We start from the raw sequence: 14,141 nt of genomic DNA on the forward strand, positions 1-14,141 counted from the left end.
CATTTTTTACCGGTTGCAACGGAATTCCATCGCAACTTTCGACAACACACTACTGATAAAAGACGAAAAAATACGAATTTTGTTGCAGTATTTTTCATTTTTTCGGGAAAACTTTAAATACGTGCGCTCTGCGGCGCAAAATCGCGCGGAACGCGGCTGCGTTAAGCCGGCGCAATGCCGCCCGGCATTTTCCCCCGTTTTCGGGCAAAACGGGCCTCTGCAGGAATTTCCTCTGTACCAAAAAAATAGCAGAGTGATTTTCCGTTTCCTCCACATACTAAACCCGGAGCGCATCGGATGCTCCGCCAGCATCAGAGGAGGTACATGAAATGACAGGAATACGGAAATTTAAAAAGCATATGTTTCGGGCCTTTCTCGCCGGCATCCTGTTCACCGCCGTGTTCACCGGCTGGTACGCCAGACGCATGATACCGGATCACTTTTCCATCGTGGAGGACCAGGTGGAATCCTTCCGTTTCCCCGGCCTCTTAAACTCCACCCTCCAGTCCGAAAGTGAGGAGGTGGCCCTGGGAAACGGCTCCGACATCCCAGCGGAGGAAATCAAGATTACCCGCAATGAGCCTTTTACCATGTACGCCAAAAATAAGGGCAGCTACCGCTTGAGCTTAAAGCTGTTCGGACTGCTGCCTTTAAAGGACATCCAGGTGGACGTGGTGGACACCCGCTACGCCGTCCCCTGCGGCCTTCCCGTGGGCATTTATCTGAAGGCCAACGGCGTCATGGTCATCGGAACGGGGGAGGTGGCCGGGCCGGACGGCACGGTGGCGGAGCCGTCCCTGGGGATCCTTCAGTCGGGAGATTACATTGAGGCCATAAACGGCAGTCCTCTAAACACCAAGGAGGAGCTGATTGAGGCGGTGAGCGCCTCCGGGGGAAAGGAGGCCGTCCTCACCGTCCGCCGGGCCGGGTCGGAAATCGACGTCAAGGTCCGCCCCGCCCCGGGAGCCGACGGGGACTACAAGCTGGGGGCCTGGGTGCGGGATGATACCCAGGGCATCGGCACCATGACCTACGTGGATTTAAACGGCCATTTCGGCGCCCTGGGACACGGCATCAGCGACAGCGACACCGGGGAAATCGTCCAGATCCAGGACGGCACCCTCTATGAGACAGCCGTGATGGGGATTGAAAAGGGCAGCGCCGGAAAGCCGGGGGTGATGTCCGGCGTCATCTACTACGGCCCCGGCTCCGTCCTGGGCTCCATCGACGCCAACACCTCCGAGGGCATCTTCGGCACGGTAAATGAGCGGTTCCGGGACCGCCTGGAAAGCGCCCCCTTAGAAATTGGCTACCGCCAGGACGTACAGACCGGCCCGGCCATCGTCCGCAGCAGCGTGTCCGGTGAGTTAAAGGACTATTCCATTGAAATCGAGCGGGTGGACTACAGCTCGGAAAAGAGCAGCAAGGGCATGGTGATCAAGGTCACGGACCCGGAGCTTTTGGCCCTCACCGGCGGCATCGTCCAGGGCATGAGCGGCAGCCCCATTATCCAGAACGGAAAGCTCATCGGCGCCGTCACCCACGTATTCATCCAGGACTCCGCCAAGGGATACGGGATTTTCATCGAAAATATGCTGGAGCACTGAAACTCCTGCCGCCGCGGGCAGCCTTCCGGAAGGAAGGACTGCCCGATTTTCGTGCACACGGTATCATGTGAACACTTAGCGAGGTCTTTTACGAGCTTAGTGAGAACATATGCCTGTGCACTTAATGAGGTTTTCACGAATTTAGTGCACATGGTATCATGTGAACACTTGGCGAGGTCTTTTACGAGCTTAGTGAGAACATATGCCTGTGCACTTAATGAGGTTTTTCACGAATTTAGTGCACACGGTATCATGGGAACGCTTGGCGAGGTCTTCCACGAGCCTGGTGATAATAAAATGTGTGCGCTCCGCCGGAGACTGTTGTGCATTTAATAAAGTATTTTACGAATTTAGCGCACATGGTATAATAACGAGGAAAGCGTGGATCGTGCTTGCACGAATCCACGTTTGACGAGAAACTCCATCGAGACGCAAGTCGAGATGGTATAATAACAATAAATGGAGAGCGGCTGCCAGAACGGCGGAATCGCCCTACTATCCTTTTTAAAGGGGGAAATTTCATGATCACACATCAAAACACCAAAACCATTTTTGACCTGGTGCAAAACGCCGGGAACGAGCACGGCGGCAGCGTATTTCTGCGCTATGAGATCAACGACGTCATCTACGAGGTGACATACCGGGATTTCGCCGCGGAGTGCATGGCCATCGCCGCCTGGACCGCCGAGCAGAGCCGCCAGGCCGGCAGGCCGGTCCACGTAGGGCTGATGGGAAGCAGCGGCCACCACTATCTGGCCGCTCTCTTAGGCGTCATGAGCGCCGGCTCCGTGGCCATTCCTCTGGACATCCAGGTGAACCTGGACACCTTCTGCGACTGCCTGACCCGCTCCGACGTGGACATCTTATTCTACGATTGGGAGCACCGCTCCCTGGTGGAGGGCGCAAAGGAACGCTGCCCGCGGATCCATACCTACATATCCTTACAGCACGGCCGCCACGTGTTCTGCTCCGACAACATTTTAAAGGAGTACACCGGCCGCACCATCCAGCCGGAGATCTCGGAATCTGACCTGGCCCTCATCCTCTTTACCTCCGGCACCACCGGCCGCGGCAAGGGCGTCATGCTCTCCCAGGGCAATTTGATCGACAACGTATTCTGCACCACAGAGACGGAGGATTTCAGCCACGAGGTCTATTTAAACATTCTTCCCATTCACCACGTATTCTGCATCAACGGAGACATCTTCCTGGTCATGCGCTACGGCGCCACCCTGTGCCTAAACCGGGATCTGTCCAAGCTGGCGGATCATCTGCGGCTGTTTGAGCCCACCATGTTCCGCGCTGTGCCCATGATTCCCAAATCCCTGTACAACCGCATGATGGTCCTGTCCAGACAGCAGCCGGACCGCCCCTTAAAGGAGATCCAGGACGAGGTGCTGGGACGCAGGCTGCGGCGCATCATCTGCGGCGGCGGCTACCTGGCTCCGGAGCTGGCGGAGAGTTTTCACAAGCTGGGCATCGAGATGGCCCAGGGCTACGGAATGTCGGAGTGCTCTCCCAAAATTTCTTCCACCGTCTGGACCAGGCCGGATAAAATGGCATCTGTGGGCCAGATCGTGGACGGCTGCCAGGTGCGCATTGTGGACGGGGAAATCCAGGTAAAGAGCCCCTCGGTGATGATGGGCTATTACAAGGACCCGGAGCAGACAGCGGAGGTGCTCACCCCCGACGGATGGCTGTGCACCGGAGACATCGGCTACGTGGACGATGAAAATTTCCTCTACCTCACCGGCCGGAAAAAGAACCTGATCATCTTAAGCAACGGGGAAAACGTGGCCCCGGAGCAGCTGGAGCACCTCTTTGACCGGGACCGCCTGGTGGAGGAAATCCTGGTATTTGAGGAAAACGACACCATCACCGCGGAGATCTATCCCAACTACAAGTACGCCGAGGCGGCCGGCATCCGGGACATCGAGGGGGCTTTATCGGAGTTAGTCACCCTTCACAACCAGGAGCTGCCCTCCTACAAGCGCATCCTCCGTTTCCGCACGCGGGAGGTGCCCTTTGAAAAGACGTCCTCCAAAAAGATCATCCGCTCCAAATATTTCAGCAAAAAGAAGGCCCAGGAGGAGGAGATCGCAAACCTTCGCCTGCCGGAAAACGAGCTGCAGACCAAGCTCTGGGACGCGGTGGCCGCCTGTCTGGGACACCGCCGGTTCGGCATCGACACCAACCTTTACCAGGCCGGCTTAGACTCCCTGGGAAGCATCCTGCTCCTCTCCGATCTGGCAGCCAGCTTACAGTTTTCCCTCACCCTGGATGATCTGATGAGCCATCCTTCCGTGGAGCAGCTGGAGGCCTTTTACCGGGAGTCCATGGACCGCCCGCCGGTGGACTACTCCGTGCGGCCCGTGTACCCCCTCACCAACCTTCAGCTTTATTTCGCCTACGTCATGCGGGGAAACACCACCGCCAACCTGCCCTTCTTCTTCCGTCTGGACCGGAGCGTCAACTTATCCCGGTTAAAGAAGGCGGCAGAGGATGTATTTGACCTCCATCCCGGCTTAAAATCCATCATCCAGCTGGACGAGGGCGTTTACAAAAATTTCCGCCACGACGAGAAACGGGTGGAGGTGCCCATCATCCGGGTGAGCGACGCCCAGTGGGCCACCTTGAGGCAGGGCCTCTTAAAGCCTTACTACTACGAAAAGGACGAACCCCTCTACCACGTGGGCATCTACCAGACCGACTCCGCCAACTATCTGTTCTTCGACATCGCCCACATCGTGGGAGACGGAATGACCATGAACGTGCTCTTTGAGGATTTAAACTCCCTCTACCGGGGCGACACGGTGGAGAAGGAGAGCTACACCCTGTTTGAGTACGTTCTGGACGAGAAGGACCGGGAGGCCAGAGGTCTGCGGGCCAGGGACGTGCAGTATTTCCAGGGGCTGATGAAAGACTTCCGCATCCGGAAAAGCATCTTAAACCGCAGGGATTTCCACGACTTAGATCACGGGGAGGACGCCGCCATCCGCCAGCGTTTCAGCCGCTTAAACCGCAAGACCATCACCGCCTTCTGCCGCCAGCACGGCGTGTCGGAAAATGTCATGTTCCTCACCGCCTACAACTACTGCATCGGCATTTTCAGCGCGGAGAAGGACACCTTAAGCACCAGCATCCACAGCGGACGCACCGACGGGCGCTGGACCAGGCTGGCGGGGCCGCTGTTCCTCACCTATCTGTTCCGCCTGGTGCAGGAGCCTCATGAGACGGTGCCTCATCTGCTGAAAAAAGCGGGAACCCAGATCATGGAGACCATGCGCTGCCACACCTCCACCATCCACGGGGACGAAATGTTCTTCCAGTACCAGGGGGATATTTTAAACATCGACGAGATCGGCGGGGCACCGGCTGTGCGGGAGAAGGTGCAGCTGGACTCCCTTCCCTTCCATTTGCAGGTGATGTCCGACGACGCAGGCTATTACTACGAGCTGCGCTACTGGAAAAACCGATTTGATGAAGGCCAGCTGGCCGTCTTTATGACCTGCCTGGAGCGGATCGTAGAGGCCATGTTAGACGAGCCCTCCGTCCGCCGGTTAAAGAGGCATCTGCCGGAGGAGATCTTCCCGAAACACTACACCCTTACTGCCGGCACCGTAAACCGCACCGTGGGCTACCGCCTGATCGAGGATGCCGACGGGGATACGCCGGTGAAGGTGTACGTCTTAGACGACGGCTGCCGCAAACAGCCCTTCGGCGCCTGGGGACAGCTCTACATCATGGATCACCCCGCCGCCGGCTGGACGGACAAGGTGACGAACCCCTACGGGCCGGGCACCTTATACCAGACCGGTATTTTCGCCAGAATTTTGCCGGACGGCACCCTGGACCTGCTGGATCAGGGCGGCCGCACAGTGATGATGGAGCGGTTAAACGGACGGAACTTCGTGGATCTGGCCCGCCTGGAAAAGGTCTTGAAAAACCGCAGCGACATTTCCGACGCCAAGGCCTACATCCGCTGGGGCGAGGAGCACAAGCTGGTGCTGGCGGCGGATGTCCGCAGCAGAGAGACACCCGACCCGGCAGAGTTAAACGAGTTCCTGGAGCAGTGGTGGGAAAAGAGCCTGCTGCCGGTGGAATTTCACATCATAAAAGAGGAGTAACCATTTTGGACAATAGCTGTTTTGGACAGAAGGGAGGGAGAGGCCTTTGATCCGTCTGAAAATTGACGAGATAACGGCGGGCCGCATCAGTCCTATGGAGACCGTTTTCTGGGGAACCGACGCTCCCAGGGTATCCGATCTTCTGGCGGCTCTGGGGCCGCTGGAGGACGCTATGCCTTTGGGGTGGCAGTACCGGAGTTCTTTCATTTGCAGCGGACTTTGGGCCAGGACCGGCGCCTTCTGTTCCGCGGCGGAAACCTTTGTGGACGCCTTTGACCACACTGTATTTCGGGAAACCGTATGGAACTATTCGGAAGAAACGACCGATTCTTCCAGGAACGGCCTGGAGCTCCACGGGTGGGGCGCAAGGCCGAATCCCAAATCCCTGTCCGGACTTGTCCTTTTGGAAACCGCCGGGGAGATGAAACGGCTGCTGTCCTCCCTTCCCGGAGATCTGCCCGTCTTTTCTCCCAGCAGCAATTTTGAGCTGAAGGGATGGCTGAAAAACGCCGCCGGTTTCTACTGTGTCAAAGACGGGGAAGGAACGGTATGGCTGATGCTCCAGACCGACAGCCGGGCCGGGGAGAACGGGTAAGCGAGTAAACGAGAACGGAACTGGGCAGGCGCCATGACCGCCCTGAGTTAAAAAGAGAAAAGCAGTGAAATCCACGAAAAAAAGCCCCCAGGCGATGATACAATTAACCATCGTCTGAGGGCTTTCCCTATGCGCTTATTCTCTTTATTTTGCTTTCGGTTCCATTTCCCGTCTGCTATCCGCCGCCGGTCACATAAATAGTATGCGTCTGGCGCACACTCGCGCCGGAGCGCGGCTGCGTCAGCAGCCATATCCCTTTGCGCGGAGTGCGCCTCCTTGCAGAGTTTCGTGCTTTAACAGGAAACGCAGTTTCCTGTTAAAGCACAATGGGCGTCACCACGTTCCCATCCCCGTCAAACTCCAGCTCCGCCGGCTCGTCCACAGCCTCCAGGCCGGGATATTTCCCCGCCTTCACGTCCTCATAGTAGGCCTCGGACAGCATGATGGAGCCGATGTGCAGGCTGTTGGGAATCCGTACCATGCGGACATGGTCCTTGTCGATCTTGTTGCAGGTCTTGATGCAGATCTGCATGGCCTCCTTGTCGCTGCTCACCACGCAGGGGATCCTGGCGGAGGCCAGCACGGTGCTGGTGATGCAGTTGGGATACATCTGCTCGATGTCCATGTCGTTGAAGATCTTGCTGGTGATGGCGGAGGCCAGGCCGCAGCCCAGGGCGTTTCCGTGGGACTCCTTGCTCAGGTTCAGGAAACAGGTCCGCTGCACCTTCAGGCCGCCGGAGGCGTAGGGGGTGGAAAAGGTTCCCGTGATATTCGGGTCCACGCCGGTGCCGCTGAAGTTTTTGCCCACCTTGTCCACTACCAGCACGTCCGCCTCTCCCACGATCAGCTTCGGCATATTGGAGAAGGCGTATTTTAACAGCTCCGGCTCCCGCTCCAGGATTTTTTCCGCCGGGATGGCCTCGATTTTGCAGGTCTCGTCGTAGGCGTTTTCGATGCAGGGGATGGCAAAGAGGATCTTCGCCTTCTCCAGCACCACCTTTGCCATGGTGGGGATGTTCTGGGCGATCACGTCCATGCCGTCCCCGTGAACCACGGAGGCGCCCACCTGTTTTCCCAGGCCCACGGTCATCATCTTGCAGGGGCCGCTCTCGTAGGGGCCTCGGAAGGCGTTGTGGGGCTTTAAGCGGCAGGAAATGATGATGCCGTCCGCCTCGTAGGCGTTTTTATCCAACACCACCCGGCGTCCCCGCTCGGAGTAGCCTAACTCCACCACCTCCATGGAGGATTTAATGGGACAGCCCATGGCCTCCTCCGTGATGCCGTAGCCCGCCAGCATTTCCACCTGGCCCTCGGCGGTGGCCCCGCCGTGGCTGCCCATGGCCGGGACGATAAAGGGGTTGGCCCCCATGGCTTTCACGCCGTCCACCACCGCTTTGGTGATGATGTCCACGTTGCGGATGCCCCGGCTGCCCGCCGTGATGGCGATGCTCATACCCGGCTGGATGCGGGAACGGATCTCCTCCCTCTCCATCTCCCGGCTCACCGCCGCCGGGATCTCCTCCGGGCGGATCACCTCCCTGGGAAATGTCTGCGTGGCACGGAACATCTTCGGGATCCGCGTATCTTTTAACAGTTCGGATACTTTGCCGCCTTTTGTTACTTTCATGGTCTTTCCATCTCCTTTTCTATCAAATTGCTGTCATCCTTTTTCTTTGATACCAGGGTCAAAAGGTCGGAAATCCGATGCAGGCTTGCTTGCAAGAAGATTTTTGACCTTGGGACCCGCCAAAACATGAATCAGTAGCCATTTTTCGTAGAAAAATGAGCGGATTATGAATGTTTTGAGGATTGCGGGAGCACGTAGTGCGGAGCAATCCGGTATCAAAGGGGGTAAAATACCTTTTGACCCCAACATCTTTCTTTTACTATAGCACAAGGGCGAAACCGCGTACAATTAAACCCTCTAATGGCTGTCACAGTAAATTTAATGGAACGCCTCCTCCGGCAGCTCATTCCAGTACTGGGACACCAGGGAAATAAAGTATTTGGTGGACTTGCTCAGATAGCTCCCCTTCCGATAGGTCGCCGTGATTTTCCAGGAGGGATGCTCCGGCAGGCAGAAAAAGGAAACGCCCTCCACCGGCTCCATCAGCCGGGAGTTGGGCACGATGCTGCAGCACATTTTCGCCGCCGCGATGTCCAGAATGGTCTTGGCCCGCACCGTCTCAAAGAGGACGTTTGGCACAATTCCCGCCTGGCGGAAAATGTCGTTGATGCAGTCGTGGGCCGTGGATTCCTTGTACATGAGGGCGAAGGGCTCGTGGCGGATGCTCTCCAACGGCAGCTCCGGGTAAGGCCCCCGGCCGGTGTCCACCGCCTCCCTACACACCGGATGGATGGAGGGAATCACCAGGATAAATTCTTCCTCCCGGATAGTCTGGTACTCATCTCCCGTCCGCTGCCCGTCCCGCAGGGTTACAAAGCCCACGTCCAGATTCCCCTGGGAAATCAGTTTCTGCTGCTTTCGGACAGAGGCCTCCGTCATGTTCACCACAATATCCGGATACCGCCTGTGGAACTGGGGATAGATGGCCGTAAAAATCTTTGCTCCCCGCTCCGGCGTAAATCCCACGGACAGCGTTCCCCGTTTGACCTTCGCCAGGTCTGAGAGCCGGCTGTAGGTGTCCTTTTTCAGCCGCAGCATCTCCTGCGCCGTCTCCACATAGATCTTGCCCGCCTCCGTGAGAGTCCAGCCCGCCCGGGAACGGTGAAAGAGGGGCAGCCCGATCTCCTTTTCCAGGTGGATGAGCTGCTGGGTCAGGGCCGACTGAGTGATAAACAGCTTTTCCGCCGCCTTTGTGACACTGCGCTCCTCGGCGATTTTTACAATGTATTCAATATCTCTGAGATTCATCTGCTGCGTCTCCTTCTCTCCCGCGCCTTCCGGCACGTACCGATTTTTTCCGCTATTATAACCTGTATCCTCCCTCCATTCAATGTGCGGACTCGGTTAAAATTTCTAATTCTCCAGTTAAATCTATTAATTTTACTTCATTTCCCATCCATGATATGGTAAATATATCCAAAGCATCTGCGCAGATGTCCATCAAAACCAAACGCAAACGGCGCCTGGCGCCGTCTCTAAAACAAGGGAAAGAAGGTAGGAAAATGACACATGAAACACAAATGCTCTTAGGACTGTTCTTAGGCATTGCGGTCATGATCGTTCTGGTGATGAAGACGAAAACTCACACGTTCATCGCGCTTTTGCTTGCCGCACTGATCACCGGATTGGTGGGAATGATGGCGCCCTCTGAGGTCATCAGCGCCATTCAGGACGGTTTCGGAAATACGTTAAAGAGTACCGGCATTATCATCGGCCTCGGCGTGATGATGGGCGGTATCCTGGAGAAAACGGGAGCTGCCGAACGGCTGGCTTATACCTTTATCAAGCTCATCGGAAAAGGAAAGGAAGAATGGGCACTGGGCGTCACTGGATGGATTGTATCCATCCCCGTATTCGCCGACTCCGCGGTGGTGATCTTCGCTCCGCTCTGTAAGGCCCTTTCCAGAGTAACGGGAAAATCCGTGATCGGACTGGCCCTGGCTCTGGCCTGCGGCCTCCAGTGTACCCACAGCATGGTTCCCCCCACCCCCGGCCCGCTGACCGCTGCCGGCATGATGGGCGTGGACGTGGGACAGATGATCCTGGTAGGCGCTGCCCTGCCCATCCCGATCTTTATCTCCGCCATCCTCTACTCCAAGTGGATCGGGACGAAGATCTATCAGATTCCGAGAACAGACGGAACCTATGACAGAAAAGAATTCAAAAAAGAATACATTAAAACCATGGCCGAGCTGGATTCCATCATGAACGCGAAAGAGCTGCCCAGCCTGTGGAACTCTCTTTCCCCCATCGTGGTTCCGCTGATCCTGATCTTCTGCAAAACGGCCCTCAGCCTGACCTCCATTGAGAGCGGCATCCTGTACGACCTCGTCTCCCTGTTCGGCGAGCCCATCGTGGCCCTGGCCATCGGCGCCACCCTGGCAGTATACGGACTGGGGCGGAAAATGGATCAGAAGCAGGTAATCAACATTATGAACGAGAGCATCAAGGATACGGGCATCATCATGCTCATCACCGGCGCCGGCGGTTCCCTTGGAAACGTGGTAAAGGTGAGCGGCATCGGCGACGTGCTGGGCGCCATGGTTGTGAGCTGGCCCATTCCGGCCATCCTCATCCCGGTGATCATCGCGGCTCTCATGAGAATCGCCCTCGGCTCCGCGACGGTAGCCATCACCACCGCCGCGTCCCTGACCGCCCCGCTGATCTCCATGCTGGGAGTGAGCCCCGTTCTTCTGGCTCAGGCCTGCTGTATCGGCGCCATCTCCTTCGGCTACTTCAACGACAGCGGATTCTGGGTGTTTAACGGAATGTTCGGACTGACGGAAATGAAAGACCAGCTCCGGTGTAAGACCGCCGTATCCATGGTTATGGCCGGAACGGGCGTGGTCGAGCTGCTGATCCTGAACGCGTTCTTATAACATTGACATCTTCTGCATATTTGTATACATCATAAGTGTTTCACGGGAAATGAGGTAGCCTGTGAACCAAACGTGCGCCGGCAGGCGCACACGCAAAAAGAAAACCGGCCCTGGAAGGAAAAACCCTTTCCCCCTTCCAGACCGGTTTTCTTTTCTTTTTGTCACATTGTTTTGGGCACAGCGCCCTTACATCATCACGTAGCGCGGAATGCCGCTCTCCTGTTCTTTTCCCTTCTCCTTGTCCTTCTCCAGCCAGCTCACCCGATTGTAGAAATATTTGATGATTTCCTTTCTCGTGATGATTCCAATAAAATGTTTCTGATCGTCCACGACAGGGATGAAATTCTGGCTCATGGCGCGGTCCACCATATCCTCCATCCGGGAATCAATCCGCACCGGCAGATAGTCCGACCGTCTGGGAATGGCCGTCACCGGTACGTGTTCCGCCTCTTTTAAATTCAGATTGAACTTATTTTTGATCCCCCAGAGCATATCGCCCTCGGTGATCGTCCCTATGTAGCGTCCCGTCCGGCTGATCATGGGCACAGAGGAATACTTGTGGTACTCCATCTTCTCCAAGGCCTGCCTCAGCGTCTCATCCTCATAAATAAATGCCACGTCGCTTTTCGGCGTCAGAAAAAATAGTATGTTCATCAGAAACCCTCCTGTTTTGTAATCCCCTATTATCTGTAGTATACCATCTGTCTATGAAGTCCCTGTGAAGAAACTATTATTTTTTTATAACTTTTTTTAAGTCCTTCCTATAAGTTTTTTAAAACTTTGCAAGGATTTCCCACGGCGACCACCCCGGAGGGGATGTCTTTCGTCACCACGCTGCCGGCTCCGATCACTGAGTTGTCGCCGATGGTCACTCCCGGCAGGAGAATGGCTCCGGCTCCGATCCACACGTTTTCCCCGATGACCACGGGTTTGTTGTACTGGAGGTTCTTCCGGCGCAGCTTTGGCTCTAAGGGATGGCAGGCGGTGGCGATGGTCACATTGGGGCCGATCATGGTGCCGCTACCTATGGTGATCCAGGTGTCGTCCACCATGGTGAGATTATAATTGATATAAACCCGGTCCCCTAAGCGCAGGAAATGGCCGCCCCAGTTCGCGTGAAACGGCGCCTCCACAATGCAGCCTTCCCCCACCTGGGCAAACATCTCCCGCAAAAGGGCATCCCGCCGCGCCTGCTGCTGCGGCCGGGTGTGGTTGTATTCGTACATCAGTTCCATACATCGCTCATGCTCTGCCTCAAAACAGGGATCCATCGGATCGTAAAGCTCCCCGGAGTGCAGCTTTTCCCAGCTGTCCATAGGTATGATTCCGTCCTTTCCTCTCTCATTTCTGGCTCATTCCGGCGCAGTTTCCGCCGCGCCTGTCCTGTCTCTATTATGACGGATTTCCTCCCGGATTGCAACCGGGAAAGGCGAAAAAAAGGAGCTCCCGCCAGCCAGGCATCTTCTGCCTGCGCCGGTCAGGCGCTCCCTTTCTTTTTCTTTGGTTTTCCGCGTTTTCCTACTCCAGGTAGTCCAGGGGATCCACCGGCTCTCCCGCGTGAGTCATCTCCAGGTATACGTTTGAGCCCTCCACGGAATAATATTTCGTGGGCTCTGCCACATATCCCAGCAGGCTGCCTTTTTCCACGTAGTCGTTCACCGCCACGGGGATCTCCTTCAGCTGGCCGCAGGTGGCCGCGTACTCATTTCCCAGATCCAGAACCACGTAGTTGCCCAGCTCCTCGTTGTTTCCCACCTCTGCTACCCTGGCGGACGCCGGGGCGTAGACGGGCTCGCTCACCTCGCTCTGCACCACGATGCCGGGGCTGCACTTATACTGCTCCAGGGTGGGGAAATAGGTGGTGGTATCCATACTGTAGTCGATGAGCACCGCCCCCCGCACCGGCCACCCAAGGGTGTCCGTGTCCGCGAAGTTTAACACCATGGGAGCGGCCGCGTCCTTTCCGGCTCCGGCCTGGGCCGTGTCATACTCCCAGTCCTCTCCCTCTCCGGCCTCAGGCTCCGCGTCCGCGAAACTGCCGTTTTCCTGAGACGAATCCTCCTCCGGCCCGGCATCCGCCAGAGCGTTTTCCTCCTGCACCGCCCCGTCCTGGGACGGATCGTCCTCCAGTTCCGAGGCTCCGGCTAACTGCCCGGCCTCTCCTTCCAACCCGGCGGCGGGGCCCTTTTCGTCCTCCATGGACAGGTAGGGATTTTCCTCCTCCAGTCCTCCGCCTCTCTGGATGGTCACCACGCCTGCTGCGGCTACGATAGTCAGCAGGCCCAACACCAGCATGACAAGAAATAACTTATCCTTGAACATCTGCCTTACTTTATTTTTCACGTTTATCACCTCGGTACTATTCTTACCAAAGCGGTGACAGTTATACAGATGTGAGAACAATATTTTTATAAAAATATCCCAAAAGCTCCTCCGCCGTCCATCCTTCCCCGGCCCGCCGGTTGGCCCCGTACTGACTGAACCCGTAGCCGTGGCCGATGCCCTTGGTCATCGCCCGCAGCCCGCCGTCGTACTCCTCAAAGGAAAAACAGGGGGAAACCAGCCCCAGGGCGTACTGTACCTCCTCTCCCGTGTAGGCCTTCGTGCCGATCTGCACCCGGCGCACATACCCGGCCCCGTCCGTTTCCAGGATCTGGATGGCCCCCGGCAGCTCCTCCGCCGTCACCTCTCCCGCCCCCGGGATGGACCGGATCCGCTCCGCAAATTCCTCTCTGGAAAAGGTCACCGCCTGGAGATAGCCCTCCGCCTCCAGATCCTCCGGACACTCCGCCGGCTCCAGATAGGGGTATCCCTCTCCCCCGGACCTGGTTTTTCCGGCGCTGGCCCGGCAAAACAGCGGCTCGATCAGCTCCCCCTCCCAGGTGATCACTAACCCCCTGGTGGCCTCCGCCGCCGCCTTCAGTTTCTGATAGTTCTCCGCTGCCGACTCGCCCCAGAGCCTGGCCAGCTGCTTTCCCTCCAGGTAGTCCAGATCCAGGGCCGACTCCGGGATCTCATTTTCCTCTCCCATCCGGCTGCAGATGTAAGTCCTGGCGATGATGGCCTGGGCCTTCAGGGTTTCCTCCCCGTAATCCGCCGGAATCTGCACCGCCAGCACCCCGGCCAGATATTCCTCCAGATCCATGTAGGCGGAGGTCTCCCCCCGATCTAACAGCACACGCCTCCCGCCTAAAGCCCCGGCCGTCCCGTTCTGCCCCTCCACCGTGCCTGTCCACGCCATGGTCACAATATAGGGAAACAGCAGCACAAACAGCAGGGCCGCCGCCAATTTCCGCATAAAAAATC

General features: G+C 56.9%; 10 protein-coding genes. 4 read left to right on the top strand and 6 right to left on the bottom strand.

Translation table 11 applies throughout. The annotated features are described in order from the left end of the window. Positions 1 to 329: 329 nt before the first annotated feature. From spoIVB to B5E84_RS12460, 3 genes are all read left to right on the top strand, one after another. A complete protein-coding gene (gene spoIVB, locus B5E84_RS12450; protein ID WP_087223227.1) occupies positions 330 to 1,607 on the top strand; it encodes a SpoIVB peptidase in 1,278 nt (425 codons plus the stop codon). Between the two features lie 521 nt (positions 1,608 to 2,128). Further along, a complete protein-coding gene (locus B5E84_RS12455) occupies positions 2,129 to 5,734 on the top strand; it encodes an AMP-binding protein (RefSeq protein ID WP_087223229.1) in 3,606 nt (1,201 codons plus the stop codon). A gap of 46 nt (positions 5,735 to 5,780) precedes the next feature. Further along, the gene (locus B5E84_RS12460; RefSeq protein WP_087223231.1) at positions 5,781 to 6,329 is read left to right on the top strand and encodes a hypothetical protein; all 549 of its coding nucleotides are present in this window, start codon (positions 5,781 to 5,783) and stop codon (positions 6,327 to 6,329) included. A gap of 316 nt (positions 6,330 to 6,645) precedes the next feature. On the opposite strand, the gene B5E84_RS12465 is transcribed toward B5E84_RS12460, so the two are convergent. Both B5E84_RS12465 and B5E84_RS12470 read right to left on the bottom strand, forming a co-directional pair. Then, entirely contained in the window at positions 6,646 to 7,956 is a 1,311-nt protein-coding gene (locus B5E84_RS12465; protein ID WP_087223233.1) for a nickel pincer cofactor-dependent isomerase, group 22, read from the bottom strand. A gap of 318 nt (positions 7,957 to 8,274) precedes the next feature. Next, positions 8,275 to 9,204: a LysR family transcriptional regulator gene (locus B5E84_RS12470; protein WP_087223283.1), complete on the bottom strand. Its 930-nt coding sequence runs from the start codon at positions 9,202 to 9,204 to the stop codon at positions 8,275 to 8,277. A 254-nt stretch (positions 9,205 to 9,458) separates the two neighbouring features. On the opposite strand from B5E84_RS12470, the gene B5E84_RS12475 reads away from it, so the two are divergent. Further along, positions 9,459 to 10,835, top strand: a complete 1,377-nt coding sequence (locus B5E84_RS12475; protein WP_087223235.1) for a GntP family permease — start codon at positions 9,459 to 9,461, stop codon at positions 10,833 to 10,835. Positions 10,836 to 11,021: 186 nt separating this feature from the next. Here B5E84_RS12475 and B5E84_RS12480 read toward each other — a convergent pair whose 3' ends face one another. The 4 genes from B5E84_RS12480 to B5E84_RS12495 form a co-directional block, all read right to left on the bottom strand. Continuing rightward, positions 11,022 to 11,489: a CBS domain-containing protein gene (locus B5E84_RS12480; protein WP_087223237.1), complete on the bottom strand. Its 468-nt coding sequence runs from the start codon at positions 11,487 to 11,489 to the stop codon at positions 11,022 to 11,024. A 107-nt stretch (positions 11,490 to 11,596) separates the two neighbouring features. Beyond that, on the bottom strand, positions 11,597 to 12,151 hold the full coding sequence (locus tag B5E84_RS12485) for a sugar O-acetyltransferase (protein WP_087223239.1): 555 nt from the start codon (positions 12,149 to 12,151) through the stop codon (positions 11,597 to 11,599). Between the two features lie 202 nt (positions 12,152 to 12,353). Further along, positions 12,354 to 13,178, bottom strand: a complete 825-nt coding sequence (locus tag B5E84_RS12490; RefSeq protein WP_087223241.1) for a M23 family metallopeptidase — start codon at positions 13,176 to 13,178, stop codon at positions 12,354 to 12,356. 40 nt (positions 13,179 to 13,218) lie between these two features. Next, complete coding sequence (locus B5E84_RS12495) at positions 13,219 to 14,133, bottom strand: SpoIID/LytB domain-containing protein (protein ID WP_087223243.1); 915 nt, start codon at positions 14,131 to 14,133, stop codon at positions 13,219 to 13,221. Positions 14,134 to 14,141 lie beyond the last annotated feature (8 nt).

It is taken from the genome of Lachnoclostridium sp. An14, assembly GCF_002160755.1.
In the GTDB taxonomy this organism is placed as follows: Bacteria; Bacillota; Clostridia; order Lachnospirales; family Lachnospiraceae; genus Lachnoclostridium_A.

Bases quoted from the DNA above. Each gene is read 5' to 3' on its own strand.
- spoIVB (WP_087223227.1), top strand. From the start codon at position 330: ATGACAGGAATACGGAAATTTAAAAAGCATATGTTTCGGGCCTTTCTC.
- B5E84_RS12455 (WP_087223229.1), top strand. From the start codon at position 2,129: ATGATCACACATCAAAACACCAAAACCATTTTTGACCTGGTGCAAAAC.
- B5E84_RS12465 (WP_087223233.1), bottom strand. From the start codon at position 7,956: ATGAAAGTAACAAAAGGCGGCAAAGTATCCGAACTGTTAAAAGATACG.
- B5E84_RS12470 (WP_087223283.1), bottom strand. From the start codon at position 9,204: ATGAATCTCAGAGATATTGAATACATTGTAAAAATCGCCGAGGAGCGC.
- B5E84_RS12475 (WP_087223235.1), top strand. From the start codon at position 9,459: ATGACACATGAAACACAAATGCTCTTAGGACTGTTCTTAGGCATTGCG.
- B5E84_RS12480 (WP_087223237.1), bottom strand. From the start codon at position 11,489: ATGAACATACTATTTTTTCTGACGCCGAAAAGCGACGTGGCATTTATT.
- B5E84_RS12485 (WP_087223239.1), bottom strand. From the start codon at position 12,151: ATGGACAGCTGGGAAAAGCTGCACTCCGGGGAGCTTTACGATCCGATG.
- B5E84_RS12495 (WP_087223243.1), bottom strand. From the start codon at position 14,133: ATGCGGAAATTGGCGGCGGCCCTGCTGTTTGTGCTGCTGTTTCCCTAT.